Origin of the sequence: Streptomyces sp. NPDC012825, from assembly GCF_042900925.1 — a bacterium.
GTDB lineage: Bacteria > Actinomycetota > Actinomycetes > Streptomycetales > Streptomycetaceae > Streptomyces.
In genome coordinates, this window is record NZ_JBIBBZ010000007.1 from 206,165 (window position 1) to 225,902 (window position 19,738).

20 protein-coding genes are annotated in these 19,738 nt (G+C 73.2%); 16 read left to right on the plus strand and 4 right to left on the minus strand.

Annotation, left to right across the window (positions count from 1 at the left end):
* The first annotated feature begins 42 nt into the window (after nt 1-42).
* The 5 genes from ACFY7E_RS18270 (at nt 43) to ACFY7E_RS18290 (ending at nt 4,090) form a co-directional block, all read left to right on the plus strand.
* Nucleotides 43-723 (plus strand): NAD(P)H oxidoreductase, encoded by a 681-nt coding sequence (locus ACFY7E_RS18270; protein ID WP_389485992.1) that lies wholly within the window; start codon nt 43-45, stop codon nt 721-723.
* A 186-nt stretch (nt 724-909) separates the two neighbouring features.
* Nucleotides 910-1,191 carry an HU family DNA-binding protein gene (locus tag ACFY7E_RS18275; RefSeq protein WP_389485994.1) on the plus strand — a complete coding sequence of 94 codons (282 nt, stop codon included), beginning with the start codon at nt 910-912 and terminating at the stop codon, nt 1,189-1,191.
* Nucleotides 1,192-1,337: 146 nt separating this feature from the next.
* Nucleotides 1,338-1,538: a cold-shock protein gene (locus ACFY7E_RS18280; protein WP_383443921.1), complete on the plus strand. Its 201-nt coding sequence runs from the start codon at nt 1,338-1,340 to the stop codon at nt 1,536-1,538.
* Nucleotides 1,539-1,977: 439 nt separating this feature from the next.
* On the plus strand, nt 1,978-2,847 hold the full coding sequence (locus tag ACFY7E_RS18285; protein WP_389485996.1) for an alpha/beta fold hydrolase: 870 nt from the start codon (nt 1,978-1,980) through the stop codon (nt 2,845-2,847).
* Between the two features lie 319 nt (nt 2,848-3,166).
* Complete coding sequence (locus ACFY7E_RS18290) at nt 3,167-4,090, plus strand: serine hydrolase (protein WP_389485998.1); 924 nt, start codon at nt 3,167-3,169, stop codon at nt 4,088-4,090.
* 192 nt (nt 4,091-4,282) lie between these two features.
* On the opposite strand, the gene ACFY7E_RS18295 is transcribed toward ACFY7E_RS18290, so the two are convergent.
* Nucleotides 4,283-5,029 carry a phosphotransferase family protein gene (locus ACFY7E_RS18295; RefSeq protein WP_389486000.1) on the minus strand — a complete coding sequence of 249 codons (747 nt, stop codon included), beginning with the start codon at nt 5,027-5,029 and terminating at the stop codon, nt 4,283-4,285.
* Nucleotides 5,030-5,321: 292 nt separating this feature from the next.
* On the opposite strand from ACFY7E_RS18295, the gene ACFY7E_RS18300 reads away from it, so the two are divergent.
* The gene (locus ACFY7E_RS18300) at nt 5,322-7,541 is read left to right on the plus strand and encodes an ATP-binding protein (RefSeq protein WP_389486002.1); all 2,220 of its coding nucleotides are present in this window, start codon (nt 5,322-5,324) and stop codon (nt 7,539-7,541) included.
* A 348-nt stretch (nt 7,542-7,889) separates the two neighbouring features.
* On the opposite strand, the gene ACFY7E_RS18305 is transcribed toward ACFY7E_RS18300, so the two are convergent.
* Complete coding sequence (locus tag ACFY7E_RS18305; protein ID WP_389486004.1) at nt 7,890-8,117, minus strand: hypothetical protein; 228 nt, start codon at nt 8,115-8,117, stop codon at nt 7,890-7,892.
* Nucleotides 8,118-8,495: 378 nt separating this feature from the next.
* On the opposite strand from ACFY7E_RS18305, the gene ACFY7E_RS18310 reads away from it, so the two are divergent.
* The 8 genes from ACFY7E_RS18310 to ACFY7E_RS18345 all read left to right on the plus strand — a co-directional run bounded on the left by ACFY7E_RS18310 (nt 8,496) and on the right by ACFY7E_RS18345 (nt 15,068).
* The gene (locus ACFY7E_RS18310; RefSeq protein WP_383447560.1) at nt 8,496-9,011 is read left to right on the plus strand and encodes a lytic polysaccharide monooxygenase auxiliary activity family 9 protein; all 516 of its coding nucleotides are present in this window, start codon (nt 8,496-8,498) and stop codon (nt 9,009-9,011) included.
* A gap of 62 nt (nt 9,012-9,073) precedes the next feature.
* Nucleotides 9,074-9,289: a hypothetical protein gene (locus tag ACFY7E_RS18315; protein WP_389486146.1), complete on the plus strand. Its 216-nt coding sequence runs from the start codon at nt 9,074-9,076 to the stop codon at nt 9,287-9,289.
* A 186-nt stretch (nt 9,290-9,475) separates the two neighbouring features.
* Nucleotides 9,476-10,261: a calcium-binding protein gene (locus ACFY7E_RS18320; protein WP_389486006.1), complete on the plus strand. Its 786-nt coding sequence runs from the start codon at nt 9,476-9,478 to the stop codon at nt 10,259-10,261.
* 236 nt (nt 10,262-10,497) lie between these two features.
* A complete protein-coding gene (locus ACFY7E_RS18325; protein ID WP_389486008.1) occupies nt 10,498-10,683 on the plus strand; it encodes a DUF1737 domain-containing protein in 186 nt (61 codons plus the stop codon).
* A 625-nt stretch (nt 10,684-11,308) separates the two neighbouring features.
* The gene (locus ACFY7E_RS18330; RefSeq protein WP_389486010.1) at nt 11,309-12,109 is read left to right on the plus strand and encodes a peptidoglycan DD-metalloendopeptidase family protein; all 801 of its coding nucleotides are present in this window, start codon (nt 11,309-11,311) and stop codon (nt 12,107-12,109) included.
* A 199-nt stretch (nt 12,110-12,308) separates the two neighbouring features.
* Nucleotides 12,309-13,229: a hypothetical protein gene (locus ACFY7E_RS18335; RefSeq protein ID WP_389486012.1), complete on the plus strand. Its 921-nt coding sequence runs from the start codon at nt 12,309-12,311 to the stop codon at nt 13,227-13,229.
* A gap of 115 nt (nt 13,230-13,344) precedes the next feature.
* Nucleotides 13,345-13,764: a peptidase inhibitor family I36 protein gene (locus ACFY7E_RS18340; RefSeq protein WP_365542068.1), complete on the plus strand. Its 420-nt coding sequence runs from the start codon at nt 13,345-13,347 to the stop codon at nt 13,762-13,764.
* A gap of 374 nt (nt 13,765-14,138) precedes the next feature.
* The gene (locus tag ACFY7E_RS18345; RefSeq protein ID WP_389486014.1) at nt 14,139-15,068 is read left to right on the plus strand and encodes a M23 family metallopeptidase; all 930 of its coding nucleotides are present in this window, start codon (nt 14,139-14,141) and stop codon (nt 15,066-15,068) included.
* A 6-nt stretch (nt 15,069-15,074) separates the two neighbouring features.
* On the opposite strand, the gene ACFY7E_RS18350 is transcribed toward ACFY7E_RS18345, so the two are convergent.
* Nucleotides 15,075-16,619, minus strand: a complete 1,545-nt coding sequence (locus ACFY7E_RS18350; RefSeq protein ID WP_389486016.1) for a serine/threonine-protein kinase — start codon at nt 16,617-16,619, stop codon at nt 15,075-15,077.
* Complete coding sequence (locus tag ACFY7E_RS18355; protein ID WP_389486018.1) at nt 16,616-17,413, minus strand: serine/threonine protein kinase; 798 nt, start codon at nt 17,411-17,413, stop codon at nt 16,616-16,618. The genes ACFY7E_RS18350 and ACFY7E_RS18355 overlap by 4 nt, the downstream gene beginning before the upstream one ends.
* 700 nt (nt 17,414-18,113) lie before the next feature.
* Between ACFY7E_RS18355 and ACFY7E_RS18360 the strand changes: the two genes are divergently transcribed.
* On the plus strand, nt 18,114-19,025 hold the full coding sequence (locus ACFY7E_RS18360) for a LysR family transcriptional regulator (protein ID WP_389486020.1): 912 nt from the start codon (nt 18,114-18,116) through the stop codon (nt 19,023-19,025).
* A 164-nt stretch (nt 19,026-19,189) separates the two neighbouring features.
* Nucleotides 19,190-19,627, plus strand: coding sequence for a hypothetical protein (locus ACFY7E_RS18365; RefSeq protein WP_389486022.1), 438 nt, complete (start codon nt 19,190-19,192; stop codon nt 19,625-19,627).
* The last annotated feature ends 111 nt before the right edge of the window (nt 19,628-19,738 follow it).

A 19,738-nucleotide genomic window follows, 5' to 3' on the forward strand; every position in this document is an offset into this window, starting at 1 on the left:
CCACCGCATCCACCGCATCCACCGCAACAGCCGGGAGACCCCGTGACGCAGCACGACAGCTCCACCAGGACGGCCCTCGTGGTCGTCGCGCACCACCGCACCGACTCCCTCACCGCGCACACGGCCCGCCGTGCCGCCGCCCGGCTCGAAACCGCCGGATACCGCGTCGACGTGCTCGACCTGCACGCCGAGGGGTTCGACCCGCGGATGAACACGGCGGACCAGCCGGACTGGGGCGACAGGGAGAAGCCGTACTCGGACGAGGTCCACGCCCACATGCGGCGGATCCTCGACGCCGATGTCGTCGTCGCCGTCTTCCCGGTGTACTGGCTGAGCGTGCCCGCCATCCTCAAGGGCTGGATCGACCGCGTGTGGAACTACGGGTTCGCCTACGGCCGCAGCAGGCCCCGCCTCGCCGGCAAGCGCATGCTGTGGCTGGGCCTGGCCGGCGCCACCTCCGACGATCCCATCGTGCCGGACATGCAGACCGTCCTGGAGACCAACCTGAGCGAAGGCATCGCCTCCTACTGCGGGTTCTCCCGTTCCACCGTCGGCCTGCTCACGGACGCGGAGGAGCGCCCGCAGCGCGTCGACGCCGAAGGCAACCTCCTGGTCGGCGAAGCGGTCTCGGGTGCCGAGCGAGAGGCGCAGTACGCCGATCTCGACCGGCGTGCCCTGGAGTTCGTGGAGAGGCTCGTCGCCGAGGAACGCGTACCGGTCTGACCGCCGGGAGGCAGGGGGGCCGGCCGTTCCGCACCGTCGCGCGATGCCCGGGCGATGCCCCATACGGGTCATGTCGGGTGTGTTGATTGCCGGGAGGTGTCAAAGTCCGATGGCAGGGTAACGAGGAGGTGCCCCGCCCGCGATTCAGACGGCCGGGGGGTTCCACAGATACGGAGTGCTCCACCCATGAACCGTAGTGAGCTGATCGCCGCCCTGGCCGACCGCGCCGAGGTGACCCGCAAGGACGCCGACGCCGTGCTGGCCGCTCTCGCCGAGACCGTCGGCGAGGTCGTCGCCAAGGGCGACGAGAAGGTCACCGTCCCCGGCTTCCTGACCTTCGAGCGCACCCACCGTGCCGCTCGCACCGCTCGTAACCCCCAGACCGGCGACCCGATCGACATCCCGGCCGGCTACAGCGTGAAGGTCTCCGCGGGCTCCAAGCTCAAGGAAGCCGCCAAGGGCGCGTAACGCCCCCTCGTACCACCCGTTCCGGCCCCGCGGGGGCTCGACCGAACCACGCGCGGGGCGGAAGGGGTTCCGGGTGTCCTCCCACAGGGGGAGGGCGCTCTTTCTCAACCCGGCCGGGATCTCCGGCTCGATCGAAGGACAGCAGCATGGCCAGCGGTACCGTGAAGTGGTTCAACTCCGAGAAGGGCTTCGGGTTCATCGCCCAGGACGGCGGCCCGGACGTCTTCGCCCACTACTCCAGCATCTCCGGCAACGGCTACCGCGAGCTCGTCGAGGGCGAGACGGTCACCTTCGACGTCACGCAGGGACAGAAGGGCCCGCAGGCCGAGAACATCGTCCGCGGCTGACCCGCCGACCCGCACGAAGATCCGCTCCGCCCCACGTCGGCCGCCGCACACGGCGCTGCCCCCGACGCGGGGCGGAGCGACTTGCGGGCTCGCCGGGCGCATGGCCCGGGAAGTCGGGTAACGTCCCCGGTGCCACAGGAGACGGGGACGGACCTGTCGCGACTCCGCCACCCTCCCGGGAAGACGTATGCGTCTCAGGGCCACGAAATCCGCCGTTCCACCGGCGCGGTGGTCATCGCCAGGGCTCACGGCGGAGCGCGATACGCGCTCCGAACCGGCCGAATTCGGGGTGGGTGCCGGTGATCGCCGAGTCTCTCACCGGCACCGGCACCGGCACCGGCACCGGCACCGGCACGCCGCCCAGTGGCACCCCGCGGCCACGGAGAATCCCGGTCGAGCGCACCGATGAGTTCTCGGGGCGGGACCGGTCTGTACGTGCATGGAGACGCACACACTCGAGACAGCCGCCGCGGACCTCGTCTACGACGTCCGCGGGCCGCTGCCGACCACAGACGGACGCCCGCCCCTGTTCATGATCGGGCAGCCCATGGACGCCACCGGCTTCGCCGCGCTCGCCGCGCGCTTCCCCGGGCGGACGGTGGTCACCTACGACCCGCGCGGGCTCGGCCGCAGCATCCGCAAGGACGGGCGGGCCGACCACACGCCGCAGACCCAGGCCGACGACGTGCACGCCGTCATCGGGGCCGTCGGGGGCGGGCCGGTCGAGATGTTCGCCAGCAGCGGCGGGGCGATCACCGCACTGGAGCTCGTGGCGAAGTACCCCGGGGACGTGACCACCCTGGTCGCGCACGAGCCGCCGCTCATCACCCTCACCCCGGACGGCCCGGCGGCCGTGCGGGCGCGGGCCGGAGTCCGGGACGCCTACGAGAAGCGGGGATGGGGGGCCGGGATGGCCGCGTTCGTGGCCATGACCTCGTGGGAGGGAGAGTTCACCGACGCGTACTTCGCACAGCCGCATCCCGATCCCGCCGCGTTCGGGATGCCCACGGAGGACGACGGTTCACGTGACGATCCGCTGCTGTCCGACCGGTCGTGGGCGGTCAGCGGCTATCAGCCGGACACCGCCGCGCTCGCCGCCGCGCCGACCCGTGTCGTGATCGCCGTGGGGGAGGAGTCCGAAGGCGTGCAGACCGGACGTACCTCCGTCGCGACCGCAGAACTGCTCGGGCAGCGCGTGACGGTGTTCCCGAGCCATCACGGCGGCTTCTGCGACGGGGAGTTCGGATATCCGGGGAAGCCGGACGAGTTCGCGCACCGACTGCGCCAGGTCCTCGACGACGCCTCGTAGGCCGACCGCTGACGGGTGCTGCTCCCGGCACGTGAGGCTTCAGCCGTCTGGGGACGCCGGGCGTGCCCTTGACCCCCTCGCGCTCCACGGCCGTGGCCCCCCCCCCCCCCCCCCCCCCGGGGGCGGCCCCCCCCCCCCCCCCCCCCCCCCCCCCCCCCCCCCCCCCCCCCCCCCCCGGCCCCCCCCCCACGGCCGTACCGGCGTCCCCCCGCCCCCCGGACCGCGCCGTACTGGATTCGTACAACCATCCGCACGCTCAGGAGTCATGTAAGGCGAGTGCGCCGTAGGCGCATGCGTTTCGTTTCCAGGGGGGACCCGCATGACTCACCACATATCCCTGCGCGCCCGCGTGCTTCCGGCCGTGGCCGCGGCCGGAATGCTCGTGCCCGTCGTCGCGGGCGCGGCACCCGCTTCCGCCGCCACCGCGCCGCAGGTCAGCTGTACGTCGGGCAAGACCGGGCTCGCCGCCAAGCTCCAGAAGGACATCACCGCCGCCCTCGCCGGGCGCACCGGCACCGTCGCCGTCGGCCTGCGCGACCGCACCACGAACACCACCTGCACCCTGCGCGCCACGACCTCGTACGACTCGGCCAGCGTCGTGAAGGTGACCGTCCTCGCCGCGCTCCTCTGGGACGCCAAGAAGACCAACCGGTACCTGACCCCACGCGAGACCACCCTCGCCACCGCCATGATCACCAAGTCCGACAACGCCGCCACCACCTCCCTGTGGAAGCAGCTCGGCGTCACCAAGGTGAAGGGCTTCCTGGCGGCCGCCGGCATGACGCGGACGGTGCCGGGATCCGGCGGATACTGGGGGCTCACCCGGATCAACGTCACCGACGAGCAGCGGCTGCTCTCGCTGATCACCGCCAAGAACACCGTCCTGAGCGACAACGCCCGCGCCTACATCCTCAAGCTCATGGGGAACGTCGTCACCTCGCAGAGGTGGGGCACCCCGGCCGGCGCGCCCTCCTCCGTGTCCAAGCACGTCAAGAACGGCTGGCTGCAGCGCGCCACGCGCGGCTGGCGCGTGCACAGCGTCGGCGCGTTCAAGGGCGGCGGCCACGACTACACCATCTCCGTGCTCACCGACGGCAACAGCACGATGAACTACGGCGTGACCACGATCCAGGCCGTGTCCAAGACGATCCACCGGGATCTGACCCCGACCGCGTCCGCCGCGTCCCGTTACGTGCCGACCACCATGCCCAGGGAGGCGTACGTCGCGGTGCCCCGGGGCTGACGCCCTGAAGACGTCGGAGGGGACGAATCCGTCGCCCGGCCCCCGAACGCCGGGGTCCACGACACGCTCACCGGGCTCGTCCTGTCCGCCGGGCCGTGGGCCGGGAGCGGGGGCGGTCGCCGAGGGGACGCCCTGCCCGACGCGTCGGAACGCATATGTGGCGGTCGTACCCGCGCAGCCTCACGACCGGACTCATGCCCGGGATCTCAGTACGTCGACCTCGCAACCCGGCGCGAACGGGTCGAAGCCGTGCTCGACCAGCCAGCGAACCGCCAGCAGGCTCCGCAACGACCACCACGCGCGGACCACGGCGAGGTCGACGCCGGTGCCGTAGCCGGCGAGGACGTCGTCGAGGTGCTCCTCGTGGCCGAGCGTGAAGGTGGCGAGGTCGTACAGGGCGTCGCCCCGGCCCGCCTCGGACCAGTCGATGACGCCCGTCACCTCGTCGTCCTCGACGAAGACGTGCGCGATCTGCAGGTCGCCGTGCGTGAACGCCGGAGCCCACGGCCGGAGCGCGGCCTGGGCGACCCGGCGGTTGCGGGCGACCAGGTCGGCGGGCAGAAGGCCCCTCGTCACGAGCAGCTCGCACTCGGCGTCGAGTTCCGCCGCCAGCGCGACGCCGCTCCGACCGGCCCGCCCCGGCCGGTCCGGCAGCGGCGCGTCGTGAAGCCTGCGGATGGCGGCACCCGCCGCGGCCCACGCCACCGGCGACCCGGTCGACGGCCCGCCGAGGCGGCCGAGCGTCGTCCCCGGGAGCGCGGCGAGCGCGAGCACGGGCGGCTTGCGCCACAGGACCTCCGGGGTCGGGACCGGCGCGCGGGCCATCGCCTCGACCTCGGCGTCGATACGCGCCTGATCGGCGTCCACCTTCAGGAACACGTCACCGACGCGCAGGGTCACACGCTCGGAATGGGCGACGACGACGCTGACTTCCTCCATGGCCGACCAGTATCCCGGAGCCGATCGCCGACGTCACCGGACTTCCGCGCCTCCGACGGCGGGGCCGACGGTTTCGCGGCCTCCCCGGCCCGTCCGGAACGATCCGCTCCACGGCCCCGCCCACGTGGCCGATACCCGATGGCCGCCCCACCCCGTGGGACACGATGTCCGAGGAGACGACTCACGGCGCACACCACCCGGCACGTTCCGCCCGCAGAAGTGCTTCGTGCATACTTCTGCGGGCGGGGTACGGCGTTCCGGCTGCGCCACACCGACCAGGGGACACGCGGGTATGGACACCGGTACGCCGGTCACCGGCGGCTTCGGCGCGCTTCTGCACCTTCTGCGGACGAGGGCCGGGCTGAGCCAGGAAGAACTGGCACACGCCGCGGGGGTGAGTGTGCGGGCCCTGTCGTACCTGGAGCGCGGACAGTCCCGGGGGCCGCAGCGTCGCACCGTGCAGGCACTGGCCGCCGCCCTCCGCCTGGACGGGGCCGGTGCCCAGGAACTGGAACACACCGCGAGCCTGGGCCGCCCCCGGAGGACCCGCGCCACTGTTCCACCACCCGCGGTCGTACCGGATGCCGTCGAACGGAACGACGCGTCCGACCTGCTGCCGCGCGCACCGCGCGGCTTCCACGGACGGGTGGTGGAACTCGGCGCCCTGTCCCGAGCCGCCGAAGGCGAGGCGCCCGTCTGTCTGGTCGTCGGACCCGCCGGGGTCGGGAAGACCGCCCTCGTGCTGCGGTGGGCCCACCACAACCGTGCCGGATTCCCCGACGGACGGCTCTACGCCGACCTGAGAGGCTTCGGCGACACGGGCGAGCCCGCGCTCATGGAGGTGCTGCGGGAGTTCCTGCCGGCGCTCGGTGTGCCGCTCGACCGGATACCGGAGTCGGTCAACGGCGCGGCCGCGCTGTTCCGGTCGCTCGCCGCCGACCGCCGGCTCCTCGTGGTGCTCGACAACGCGCGGGCCTCCGAGCAGGTCAGACCACTCCTTCCCGGCGGTCGCCACTGCGTGACCGTCGTCACCAGCAGGCACCGGCTGCCGGGGCTGATCGTCACCGACACCGCTCGACCCGTCGCGGTGGACGTGCTCGGCCCGGAGGACGGCACGATGCTCCTCGCCGCGGTACTCGGCACGGAACGGGTCGCCGCGGAGCCGGCGGCCGCCCGACGGCTGGCCGAGCTGTGCGACGGACTGCCCCTCGCCCTGCGGGTGGTGGCTGCCCGGTTGGCGCAACGACCCGGCCTGTCCCTGGACGCGATGGCCGCCGAACTGTCCGACGAGACGCGCAGGCTGAGCCTGCTGGACGTGGAGGACACCGGTGTGCGGGCGGCGCTGCGCGTGACGTTGCAGCGGCTCCCGCAGGACGCCTCCCACCAATTCGCCCACCTCGGCCGCCACCCCGGCACGCACGTCGACCGGTACACGGCGGCAGCCCTGGCGGATGTCGATCCGGCGGCCGCCGAAGCGGCCTTGGAGAGGCTGGCCCTCGCACACCTCGTCACGGAGACGGCGCCCGGCCGATGGGCCATGCACGATCTCGTGCGGCTCTACGCACGGAGCCTGGACGTCGTGCCCGAGACGCTCAGACGCGTGCTCGACCACTACGTCACCACGGGGCTCGCGGCCGTGGCGGCGGCCGAGCCCGGCAACGAGGAGTGCTTCCCGCTGCCGGCGGACCACCTGCCGCCCGCTGCCGTCCGGGAGTTCGGTGATCGGTCCGCCGCCGTGGCCTGGTACGCGGCGGAGAGGGACGACCTCACGCTCGCGGTGGCCGCGGCGCGTGCCGCCGGACTGCACGACAGGACCTGGCGGATCGTGCTGACGATGTGGCCGCTGATCGTGTGGCGCGTACGGGACGGCTGGATCCCGCTCCTGGAGACCGGGCTGGAGGCGGCACGGGCCGACGCCGACCGGCACGGCGAGGCACGCGTGCTGAACGTGCTCGGCTGGGTGCTGATCGAGGAAGGGCGCATCGAGGAGGCACTCACCCACCTGGAGGCGGCCTCCGCGCTCGCCTCCGGGACGGGCGATCCGGTGGCCGAGGCGAACGCCCTGCTCGTCCTTGCCATGGCGCAAGCGGCACTCGGCGGCCCGGACGAGGCCGCGCGGGGATGCGAGCGGGCGGTGGAGCTGGCCCGCACGGCCGGTGACCGGACCGTCGAGAGACTGGCGCTGCAGCACCTGGCCCGTCATCGGGCCGATGCCGGGAAGTGGCGCGAGGCCCTCGACACGACGACGGAGGCATTGGCCTTCGACGACCGGTCCGGCACGGCCGACATCCCCGGGATACTGCTGCTCATGGTGAGGGGAGAGGCCCTGCTGGGTCTCGGCGACGAAGCCGAGGGCATCGGGCAACTCGACCTCGCCGCCCGGGAGGCGGAGTCCTCCGGCTACGACGACGGCGCGGTACGCGCGCTCGGTGCCCTGCTGAAGGTCTCGGCGGACGCGGGGTTCCGGGCACGATACGACACGGCGGTCACACGGCTCACGACACGGACGTGAGGCCGCGCGGTCGGCACCCGCACGTCCCCGCGGCCGGTGGAACCGATCGTCCGTCGCGCTTTCGGCCCGGGACCGTGCGGCCGGGTCGGACGGTCTGCCGCACGGCCCGAAACGGCGGGAACCGCGCGCAACGCGGGTCGGGCGGCGCCCCCGTCCACGTTCTTCCGCGGGCTCACACCGACGACGTACGACGGGACGGGCCACCGGTCGGGAGCGTGATGACGGCCCGGTGAGCGCTTCCCGCTCGCGGTCGCACCGCCGGGCAGCCCGTGGCCGGTCACGCCGTACTCTCGGAACCTCCGGACGGAGACCCCCTCGCGGTCGTCCCGCTGCTGCGGACGAGACCGCTCAGGCGCGCGGCGTCCGCCGGCCCGCACCCCACTCGCCGAGAGGCGCGACGGTGTCGGAATCGGACAACTGCCGGCCGAAGACCACGGTCGCGTGCGGGGTGGGGGCGGAGACGGACCGTCCGTGGTCCACTTCGGACACCGGGCCGGTGGCCGCGGCCACGGCCGCGACGACGACGCCACCGGCCACGGCCATGGCACCGGCGAACGAGGTGAGCTTCTGCTTCATGTCGGTTCTTGCCTTTCGCTCTGCTCGACGTTTCCCGCTCTTCGTTCCCGAACCAACGAGGGGCCGGGCCGGGGCGCTGTGCGTCGGCGGTCGAGCTGTCCACCGGCGCGAGGAGGCCCCCTGCGGCGAACCCAGTCGATCACGGTGGACGAGTACGGTCCCAGGCAGTTCTCCCCGCAAAAATACGGTCGGCGTTCTTCTGCCGGACCCCGGCGGTCGGCGGCGGGACGGGAAACGAGGTCAGTTTGGTCTAGACCAAGCGGGGTAAGGTTGCGTCACCGACCTCGGCCGTTCGCGCGGCCGTGGAAGGCCGGATTGACATGCTCATGCCTGAGCGCCTTCGGGCGGGCAGGCGTGAACCCCCACAAAGGAGTTGTCATGAAGAGCAGGAAGACGCTGGCCGCGGTCATCGGAGCGGGGATCGCCCCGCTCCTGGCCGTGAGCCTGCCGGCCGGCAACGCGAGTGCGCACGGCTACATCTCCTCACCCCCCAGTCGGCAGGCCCAGTGCGCTGCCGGCCTCGTCCCCTGCGGTTCCATCAAGTACGAACCGCAGAGCGTCGAGGGCCCCAAGGGCCTGACGAGCTGCAGCGGAGGAAACGCCGCCTTCGCCGAGCTCGACAACGACAGCAAGGGCTGGAAGGTCACCCCGGTCGGCCGGACGACCAGTTTCAACTGGCGGCTGACCGCACAGCACGCCACCAGCACCTGGCAGTACTACGCGGGTGGCCGGAAGATCGCGGAGTTCAACGACGGCGGTGCTCGTCCGGGCGCCACCGTCACCCACCAGGTGAACTTCGGCAGCCTGACGGGCAAGCAGAAGGTGCTGGCGGTCTGGAACATCGCGGACACCCCCAACGCCTTCTACGCCTGCGTGGACGTGAACGTGAGCTGAGCGGTGCCGTACCACCAGGTCCCGTCGGCGTGAACCCGTCGTAGGGGCCGACCGATGTCCCGGTGCCCGGAGCGGACGGTGCACCGTCCGCTCCGGGCACCGGGTGCCTGCCCGTCTCCCGGTCGCCCGGCGACCGGAAGGCCCCGGGCAACCGTTCGTGGCAGGGCGACGCGCCGGTCCCCACCCTGGAGGGCCAGTGCGTCATCAAGAACATCGTCCTGGTCGCGGCCTGTCTGGTGGTGGCGGCCGACGAGTGCGGCCGCACGGCGCCAGCGTGAGGACGTCCGAAGCGCCGGAACACGCCGACCGGGCGCGGAGGTCCGCCCGGAACACCCCCACGCGCCGCCCCCGTTCACGAAGGACGGTCCACGGAACGGCCACCACCGGCACGACCGTCCGCCAGGCTCCGACGGCCATGGCGACGACAGGTCGGCCCACCAGTCGCTCATCGCGAGGAGACAACCATGAACCGATACGGAGCCACCGCCCGCGCGGTCGCCGTGGCGCTGCTCACCACCGGTCTCACCACCACTACCGCCGTCGCTTCGTCAGCCGGGGCCCCCGCGGACACCGGGGCGAAGGCTCGCGTCGACGCGGACCGGGAGACCCGGTCGGTCGTCTTCACCGCCGGCACGGGACAGGTCAACGACCTCCACGTGATCCCCATGGGCGTCGACGCCGGGGTCCGGCGGATCGGCTTTCGCGACGCGGTCCCGCTCGAACCCGGCGACCACTGTGCGTACCTCGAACCCGGGGACGACACCTTCGTCGTCTGCGAACTGCCCGCCGACGGCTCCCGGGCGGACAGGATCGACGTCTTCCTCGGCGACCGCGACGACACGATCGTCACCAGTGACCCGGGGGTCGCCCTCGTCAGCGGCGGCCCCGGCGACGACATCCTGCACGCGCACACGGCGCACACGGTAAGGGGCGACACGGGCGACGACATGGTCATGGGGCGCGCGGTCCTGGACGGCGGCGACGGCGCCGACCGTCTGATGGGCGACGACGGTGACCAGCGAATGCGGGGCGGCCCGGGTGACGACACGATCGAGGCGTACGGTGGCGCGGACGTCATGGACGCGGGCCCGGGCGACGACCGGGCCATGGGAGGAGAGGGCCACGACGTCGTCCTCGGCGGCCCCGGTGACGACACGCTGTACGGCGAGGACGGCAACGACCTGGTCAGCGGCGGTCCCGGAGAAGACCACGTCGAAGGCGGCCCGGGCCACGACGTCGTCCTCCGGTGAACGGGCCGGGGCGTGGAGGCCGTCCGCGAGCCCGATGCCACCTGCCGGAGGCGAGAGCCACCGTGCCGGTGAAGGCCTGCCGCAGGAGCGCGTCATGCCGTACCCGGAACCCCGGGCGGCGCCGCGCTCGTGCTGTCCCCCGTGGGCACCGGACCGAGCCGCTCACGCTCTTGCGGGCCGTCGGGGATCGGGCGGAACTCCCGGGCACGACCGGGCCCGCGTGAGATCCTTCGCCCATGAGCACACCGCCTGATGGATTGCCCGTCTACCGGGTTCTGACCGGACCGGACGATGCCGCGTTCTGCCACCGTGTGAGCGAGGCGCTCGGTCTCGGCTACGAGCTGTACGAAGGTCCCTCCATCGCCTTCGACGGGGAGAACGTCGTCGTCGCCCAGGCGCTGCTCTGGCCGACAGGGTCGTAGGACCTCGGGGGGAGCGGTGGCCGCAGCCTGCCCGTGACGGGGGCAGGACGAGGAGTACGCCCGCTTCCGCGACCCCCGGGCCGTGGAGCGGGCGCCCGGGCGCCGCTTCGTCGAGCGACGAGCCGAACCGAGCCGTCGCGACTCCACCGCGGTCGGGCCCCGGCTCGTCAGGCGGGCTCGACGGTGGTCCTCTCCGCGCAGATCCACCGGATCTGCCCCTGTCCCCACACCGCCGGGGATTCCCACGCGGCGCCGGGGGAGACCCCGTGCTCTGTCAGGGAGCCGCTCGACCCCGGGCGGCACCACGGGGTACGCCTCGCGCTGCGCAAGGCCGTCCTCCTTCCTCTCCCGCAGCCACCGGACGAGCGTCTTCTCGCCGACACCCGACAGACCGTGCCGACGTACGGGCCGAGGTCCCCGAAGACCTCCGGCCCGTCCAGGGCTCCTCCGTCGGGGAGCGGCCGACGGCCCGCCCCGGGCGGACATCACTCCGGAATCTTCCGGATGTCGCCCCCCGCGCCCCCGCGGATACCTTCCAGGCACCGGTCCGGTCACGACGACGAGGGGCCGGTACCGACCACCTCACGGTGCGCGAACGCGTCCGGAACATCCAGGGGGAACACCCGTGCATCCACGTCCGCTCGGCCGCTTCCTGCGCGGCGGCCTCCCTCTCGCCCCCACGGCGCTCCTGCTGCTCGCGGCGGCGGCCCCCGGCCACGCCGCCCCTCCGGCGGCGCCCGCGTCGGCCACCTCGGCGACGGCCTACACCGGGGCGTGCCCGGCCGCGGGTGTCGTCTCTCAGTGGTACCACTCGGGCCACGACGGCGTGGACATCGCCAACGGCCGCGGTACCCCGATCCACGCGGTGGGCCCCGGCCGGGTGATCAACTCGGGTCCGGCACAGGGCTACGGCCAGTGGATCCGCATCGAGCACCCCGACGGGACCGTCAGCGAGTACGGCCACATGTACCAGCGCGACGTCGCCGTGGGGGACACCGTCGCGGCCGGCCAGCGCATCGCGCTCATGGGCAGTGAGGGCGACTCCTCGGGCAACCACCTGCACCTGCGGATCCGCGTCGGCACCTCCACCGGCGTCCGGGGCATCGACCCCGTTCCCTACCTCCGCGACCGCGGGGTCGGCCTGCCCTGCACACCCGGCGGCGGAGGCGGTGGCGGCTCCACCGTCACCGCCTGGGCCGACGCCAACGTCCGCAGGTGCGCCTCCACCACCTGCGAGGACATCAGTGACGTCTACGCCGGCCAGAGCTATCCGGCGAACTGCTGGGTCAAGGGCCAGCTCGTCGAGGCCGAGGGCTACCGCAACGACAACTGGGTCCAACTGCGCCTCAACGCGGGCGGCGTGGGCTACGTCAGTGCCATCTACCTCAAGGGCGACGACAAGGGCAACGTGCCCAACGCCTGCTAGAACACACCGTGTTCCGCTTCGCGACGGACGCCGGGAGGCCGTCCGTGAACGACGGCGGAAGCCCGGGGCCGGGACCGGTACCGACCCGGAGGCAGCCCTTCCACGGACGTCCGGTCACCGCTCCGACGAGCCCCCCCGTCCCCTCCGTACCGCCGGTCCACCGGCCCCTCACACCGTTTCCACAGCAAGGGAGCCCGCCATGCCCGGGAAGGACCCGCGGCCCGCCCTCACCACCCTGCTCCTGGTGCTCGTCACGGCCTGCTCGGCCCCGGCCGCCGCACCCGGCCCGCCGGCCCCGGCCACGGGCGTGCGCACCGGGCTGACCGACGTGGAGAACGGCCTCCTCGCCGACGCCGAGCGGCGGCTGATCACCACGTGCATGAAGGAGAAGGGTTTCGCCTACACGGTCGACGTCCTGCCCGAGGACCGCGACCGGGCGCCCGACCGCCCCTTCGGCCTCGACGACGTCGCCTGGGCGCGCCACCACGGGTACGGACTCGACACCGACGGGCCGAGGGACGACGGCAGGGCCGCCGTCCGGGTGAGCACGCAGGAACGCTACCTCGCCTCCCTCACGCCCGAACGCAGACGCGCCTTCGACCGGGCGCTGGACGGCACGGACCGGGCGGCGATCACCGTGGAGGTACCGGGACGCGGTCAGGTCTTCACCAGCGCCGACGGGTGTCAGGCCGACGCCCGCCGCCGGCTGTACGGAGACCTGCGGTCCTGGACCGAGGCCAAGGCGATCGTCGTCAACCTCGGCTATCTCACCTGGGACCAGGTGGTCTCCGCCCCGGAGTACACGACGGCCCTGGAATCGTGGCGCACCTGCATGGCCGGCAAGGGGTTCGCCTACGCGGATTCCTCCGAGGCCATCGGCGACGTCGCCGCCCGCGGACGCGCCGGGTCCGCGGGAACCGCCCGCGAGCGCGAGAGACGCACCGCCGTGGCGGACGCCGAGTGCAACCGCGACGCCGGACTCGCCCGGACCGGCACCCGGCTCCAACGCGAACGGATCCGCGCCGCCGCGAGGACCCGTTTCGCCCGGCAGGCACGGCACTTCACCGACGCGGTCACCGGAGCGCTGGCCGAGGCACGCGCCCTGACCCGACACCGGTGAGGCCCGCTCCGGCGGCCTCACCTCCCCGAAGACCCCGTGCCGCCACCGCGACACGGTCCCGCAGGCGCCTCCGGCACCCCGGAGGCCGGCACCCGACAGACAAGGATCGGACACCATGCGCAAGTCGACACGCGTCACCCTGGGCCTGGCCCTCGCTTCCGTGATGCTTCCCCTCGCCGCCGCCACCGCGCACGCGGACGGCACCAACCCCACCTACTCCACCCGGAACCCGGGGAACTGCGACTCCGGCTACCTGTGCGTGTACAAGGGCATCAACTACGACCAGGCGGGCGTGGGCATCGCCCGGTTCAAGTACGACAACCCCATCTGGTCGGACACCGCCAACGCCTACATCGCCCACGAGGACTCCTCCTGGTACAACAACGGCACCGGCACCTCGTACAGCTCCGTCGTCGTCTACCACGACAACGGGTACGGCGGGCGGTCCTTCTGCCTCGACAAGGGCTGGGGCAACACCTGGGACAGCGTCGCCAACGACCAGGGCGAGGCCAACCGCTGGGTCAACGGCTGCTGATCCGCCGACGGACGCCCCGGTGCGCGCCGACTCCGGCCGGCGCGCACCGGGCCCCGCGCCCGCGCGGCCGTTCCCGTCCTCTCCCGCCCTCGTCCTCCGGAACAGACCGCACGCACACGTCTCCACGCGCCGGCGAGTCCTGCCCCGCGAACTGCCGGACGGACGACCGGCCAGGAGGTCACGGCCGAGGGACACACGAGCGACACGTGGGTCCGACTGCCGCTCGACGCGGGCGGGATCGGCTGCGTGAGCGGCATCCACCTCAAGGGGGACGCGACCGGAGGCGTCACACGGCGGTGCTGACGCCGGTCCGCCCCGGAACACCGTACGAAACGACCGCCCGGCACCGAGCCGGGCGGACAGGGAGGATCTCCATGCACACGTTCCCCGGCGGACGCGCCTCCGGGTCGCCGCTGCCCGAGTCGTTCGCTCTCGCCGTCGTGGCCGTCCTCGCGGTGTTCGGCCTGTGGGCGGCCTCCGGCGCGGTACCGGCGGCCGCCGCGCCGACACGGGCTCCCGCGGGCGCCCGCCCCGACTTCCGGCTGCCCTTCGCCTGCGGCGAGACCTGGCAGTTGCAGACCTACGCGGGACACGCGCCCGACGACAAGAAACTCGACATGTACCGCGTCGGCGGACCGACCCTCGGCGCTCCGGTCGTCGCCTCGGCCGCCGGCACCGTCACCGAGTTCTTCGAGCCCGGAGGCCTGGAGATCAACCACGGAGGCGGCTGGTTCTCGGTCTACCTGCACATGGACCGCATCGACGTGCGCCTGGGCCAGCAGGTCCCCTCGGGCACGCCGCTCGGCAGGCTCGGACTGGTCGGCACCACCTCGGCGCACCTGCACTACGAGCAGCTGTACGACACCAACGGCGACAACGACGGCGAGACGAACGAGATGGTCTACCCGGTGATCCAGGGCACCGAACACCGGCTCTCCCCCTCCGGGCCGTTCCCCCGCGTCACCAGCACCAACGCCTGCGGCGGGGGCACCACTCCGGAGCGGTTCTGGGTGGACACCTTCGCCGACGCCCCCGGTTACGCGGCGGTCGACTGCGTCGGCGACACCGGCCCCCGCTGCGCGGTCCAGGGAAAGCTGTTCAAGGGCACCAACTACGTCCTCTGCAAGAAGTGGGGCGACGAGGTGCGCGTGGGAAGCTCCTTCAACCACTGGTGGCTGCTCACCGACCTCGACGAGGTGTCACCGGGCGGCTCGGGCCGCGCGTACGTCTCCGCCTACTTCCTCCAGCGGTGGGGGAACGACGAGGCGAAGGACAACGAGGGGCGCGACATCCGGCCGTGCTGACCGGAGTCAACCGGGAGAGGGCCGGGCCGGACACTCCGCGAGCGCGGGGCGGTCCTTCGTCCGCACGGCCGGCAGCCAGGCCGCGGTCCGGCCCTTCTCCGCCGTGAGACGCACCCTGTACCACCGCACCGAGCGCGTGCCCGCCTCGTCGGCGACCGGCATTCCCTGGGGGAGCTGGCAGTCGGCGACCAACACGTCGCCGTCCCACACCCTGGTCCGCACGACGTTGTCGATGTCGTACGGCAGCGAGGGGTCGACGGCGAGTCCGAGGCTGCACAGGTTGTCCCGCGCACCCAGCCCGTGACACGACCGTTCGGCGTTGTACACCTCGATGCGCGCGTTCGGCACGGTGACCGCGGACGCCCCGCCCGGCCGGGGCGCGCCGCCGCCCGGTGACCGGTCGTCGCCGGACTGGAGCCACCCGGCGGCACCGGCTCCGCCCACCGTCACCGCCAGCGCGGCGACCAGCAGGACCGTGCGCCCGCGCCGTACCCCCGAGGACGCCCGGGGCCGCTCCCGCTCCGCCCGGATGCGGCCCAGCAGGCTCTCGACGGTGTGGGCGGCGCGGTCGTCGTGGGTCGGGCCGAGACAGTCGGCCGCCAGATCGCGCCAGAAGGGCGGCACGCGCAGGTCCATCCGCAGTGGCGCGCGTCCGTCGGCGTACTCCTGGGCGGCGGCCGCACGGGCCGTCGGCGTGGCTCCGGGGAACGGCGAGGCGCCCCCGGTGAAGACCTGGTGGATCATCACACCCAGGGCCCAGACGTCGGCGCTCTGCCGCACCTGTACGCCCTGTTCGCCCAGCGGCGCCCGCCAGCGTTCCGGCGGCAGGTAGTCGGGGGTGCCGAGGGGCGGGGCGTAGGCGTGGGTACCGGACAGCTCCACCGAAAGGCCGAAGTCCGCCAGCCGCACCGACCCGTCCGCCATGATCAGGACGTTGTCGGGTTTGAGGTCCCCGTGGACCCAGCCGAGCCCGTGCAGGTGCGCCAGCCCTTCGCAGACCTCGGTGAGCAGCCGCGCCCCCTCGTCCACCGTCAGGGGTTCCCCTCCGGGCGGGACGGCGGACCGCGCACCGGACGACGGGGCGGGAACCCGGCCGGAGGGGGAGGGCGCCGTCAACCGTTCGCGCAGGCTCCGTTCGGCCCGCTCCATCACGAGCACCACGGTCCCGTCGAGCGCCGGGCCGGCGGACTCGTCGAGCGTGACGGAGTCGAACAGCCTGATCAGCCGGGAGTGCCGGACGCGCCGGCTCAGTTCGGTCTCGCGCCGGGCGGTCTCCACCAGACCGCGCGCCTGGCGCGGGGCGAGTCCGGCCGTGGGCAGGAACTTGAGGGCGACCTCCGTCGGAGCCGTCTCCCCGTCGCCGCCATTGTCGTCGTTGTCGTCGGCGGCCGGTCCGGCCGGTTCCCCGTGCGCGCCTTCGCCACCGTCCGGAACGTCGGCCCGCCTGGCCGCGTACACCGTTCCCCATCCACCCACCCCGATCAGACGGGTGACCTCCCACGCGCCGACCCGGTAGCCGGCCGGGACCACTTCCACGGATCCGCCGCTCATCCTCCCGCGACCCCCGCCCGGTGGAGGGCGGCCGCCCTCGACGGCAGAAGACCCAGGTGCTCCTCGCGCACGAGCCCGAAACGCAGGGCGAGTCCGGCCACCGCCTCCCGCTTGCCGTTGTGCCGAACGGCCCTGCCCTGCCCGGTCGCCGGGGTGGTGATCCGCAGCTTCTCGTCCGCCAGGTAGTCGATGTGCGAGTTGACCGCCCTGGCGGTCAGCCGCTCGCAGCCCGGCCGGCTCCGCAGCCGCTCGACGATCCGGGGGGTGGTCGCCACCGCCACCGTGGACTCGTCGCGCAGGCGCGGCTCGCACAGCGCGACCAGGACGAGGAAGTATGTGGAGGTCTCGTCCAGGGAGAAGCCGGCGAGCGTTCCGGTGCCCGCCAGGCCCGCCGTGCCGGTCCCCCCGAGGTACACGTGGTCGGGGGCGAACACCTGGAAGCTCACGGCGGAGCCCCGGGCCGGCAGGATGACGCGGGCGAACTCGAAGGGCACGGGCGCCCCAGCCCTGCGGGGCGGAACCCTGAAGTACTCCCCGGCCCCTTCCGGGTTCTCCACCAGATAGGTCTGGGACGCGCTGAAGTTGCTCAGCTGCCAGTGGTCCTCCGTCACCCGGATCTCGCCCGCGAGCCGGGAGACCGCCGGATTCGCCAGCGGCAGGTCGACGGGGACGGACGCGGAGCCGCGCCCGAAGCGGGCGACGTCCCCCGGTCCGAGCCGGAGGCTCACCGGCTCCGGGGCGGACGCGGTGTCCGCCCTCCCGTCCGACGACAGGTGAACCAGTACGCCGCTCATGGTCTCCTTCTCCATCATCGAGATCCTGGTGCCCCCGGCTCCGCCGGGACGGAGCGCTCCGGAGCAGCAGGGGCGGAACAGGGGATACGGGGTTCGGGTGGGGGCTCGGTGGCCGGTCGTCCGGGAGGCCGCGACGACCGGAGGCGTTCGGTCTGTTCCGCACCTAAGAGGCGACGGCGACGGTACCGGTTCCAGCTCGTGGGCGTTGTCCGTGGAGTCGCCCCGAAGGAGTGAATCGTCTCCTCCCGGCGACCGTCACGGAGATGTCGCGGGTGCGTCCCGCGAGCGGACGCGGACGCGAGCGTGCCGCGCCGGTCGCGGGGACGACGGGTCCGGTCCGGCCGTCCGGCGTGCCGGAGGCGAGCACCGGGCCGGAACGCGCGGTGCGCGGTGTGTGGCGCGCGGTGGGACGGCCCTCGGACCGGGCCCGCCCGCGGGAGGGGACCGAACCCGCGGATCGGCCGTGCTCCGGCGACGGCGTCCTGTTCACGGTCTCAAGGTCGTTCCCCCGTCCGGTTCCCCGCCGCACGCGAGTGCGACGACGCACGGCCCGGCCTCGAGCCGGAGGGTCGGTCCGGCGGCCGGGGCGGCGCTCAGAACACTCACACGGCAGCGCCCTCGTTGTCATGGGGTTCGGGCGTGCGGAATCCCGACGGATCGATAAGGTGAACCTCATGCATGGGGAAAGCGGGCGACTGCCATGGCCGGCGGCGGAGTAGAGGGGCCGGCACCGAGCCTTCACCAGCTGCGCCTGTTCGTCGTGCTCGGCGAGGAACTCCATTTCAGCCGCGCCGCCGCACGCCTGTTCATCACGCAGTCGGCGCTGAGCCAGCAGATCCGGGACGTGGAACGGCGCCTGGGAGTGAGGCTGTTCGAGCGCACCAGCCGCGCGGTCGCCCTCACCGCCGCCGGGCGGGCCCTGCTCCCCGAGGCGCGGGCGGCCGTCGACGCCGTGGCCAGGATCCGGAGGATCGCCGACGCCCAGGCGCGCCAGGTGTCGGGCCGACTGGTCGTGGGGAGCGTCGGGGCGGAGGCGGCCATGCCGCACACCCGTGCCGTCCTGCGCGCGCTGACGGTCCGGAACCCGCGGATGACGTTGCAGATGGTCAGCCTCAGCATCGCCGACCACCTCACCGCCCTCGTCCGGCAGGAGGTCGACGTGATGTTCCTGCGGCCTCCCGTCCCCGCCGGCGTGGAGGTGTGCCATCTCGCCACCGAGCCCCGCGTGGCCTGTCTTTCCGCCGACGACCCGCTGGCCGCCCTGCCCGCCGTCACCCTGGCGCAGCTCGCCGACCGGCCCGTGGTCGCCGTGCCCGAGAAGGTGCCGCGGGTGTGGTGGGACTTCTGGACGGTGAATCCGCGCCCCGACGGCAGCCCCGTCAGGTACGGGCCGGTCGTCACCGACATGGAGTCCCTGTTGCACGCCGTGGCGGGGGGAGAGGCGATGTGCTTCCTCCCCGCGGCCGCGCGTGACCTGTTCCCCCGCCCCGGCATCCGCTACGTCGACGTCACCGACCTCCCTCCCTGCACCGCCGCCCTGGCCTGGCTCGCCCGAAGACGCGACGAGCCCACCATCGGCGCCGTACGCGAGGCGGCCCGAGCGGCCTTCTGAGGCCGGTGGCGGAGGCCGAGCGGGCGACCCGGGGCCCACCCCGTCCAGGTACGGGTCGGGAGGGCTCGTGCCGACCACCCGACGACATCATGTGCCCACGGCACCGGAACGGCCTTGCCCGCTTCGATGGTGTAGCTCTCCGGGGCAGTGGATAGGGTCCGGCCATGACCGCCGACTGGTACGTCCTCATCGAGGAGGACACCCGGACCACCGAACGCGCCGACGGCAAGGAGCTCAGGCTGCACCGGTGGATGCTCACCGGCACGCACCGCATCGGCCCGGACCGTACGGAGGCGGTCGCGGCCGCCGAGGACGCGGCGTTGCGCTACCTGCCGGGCCTTCTGGCCCGGCACGCGCGCCCGGGAGACGAGCCCGCTCGTCATGCCCTGCTCACGCAGGACGGCGCGTGGGTGGTGCTGGTGAAGCAACGTCACCGCGAGTGCCACATACGGGTGACCACGGCCCGGCTCGTGCACTCGCGAGAAGAGAAGGAGGCGCCGCCGAAGAGCCTGAAGGAGAAGTTCCGCAGCGCCGTGGAGGGCCCACCGCCCGCGGCGAGGCCCTGGGCCTGGCCACCCGGGGACGAGGCCGATCAGAGCTGACCGCCCCACGGGCCCCGGCCGGACCTGCCCGGGCGAGTGGGCCGAAGGGGACCGCGTGCGTCGCCGGAAGACTCCGTCGAGACGGGGGAGCGCAGCGGTTTTCGGCCGTCC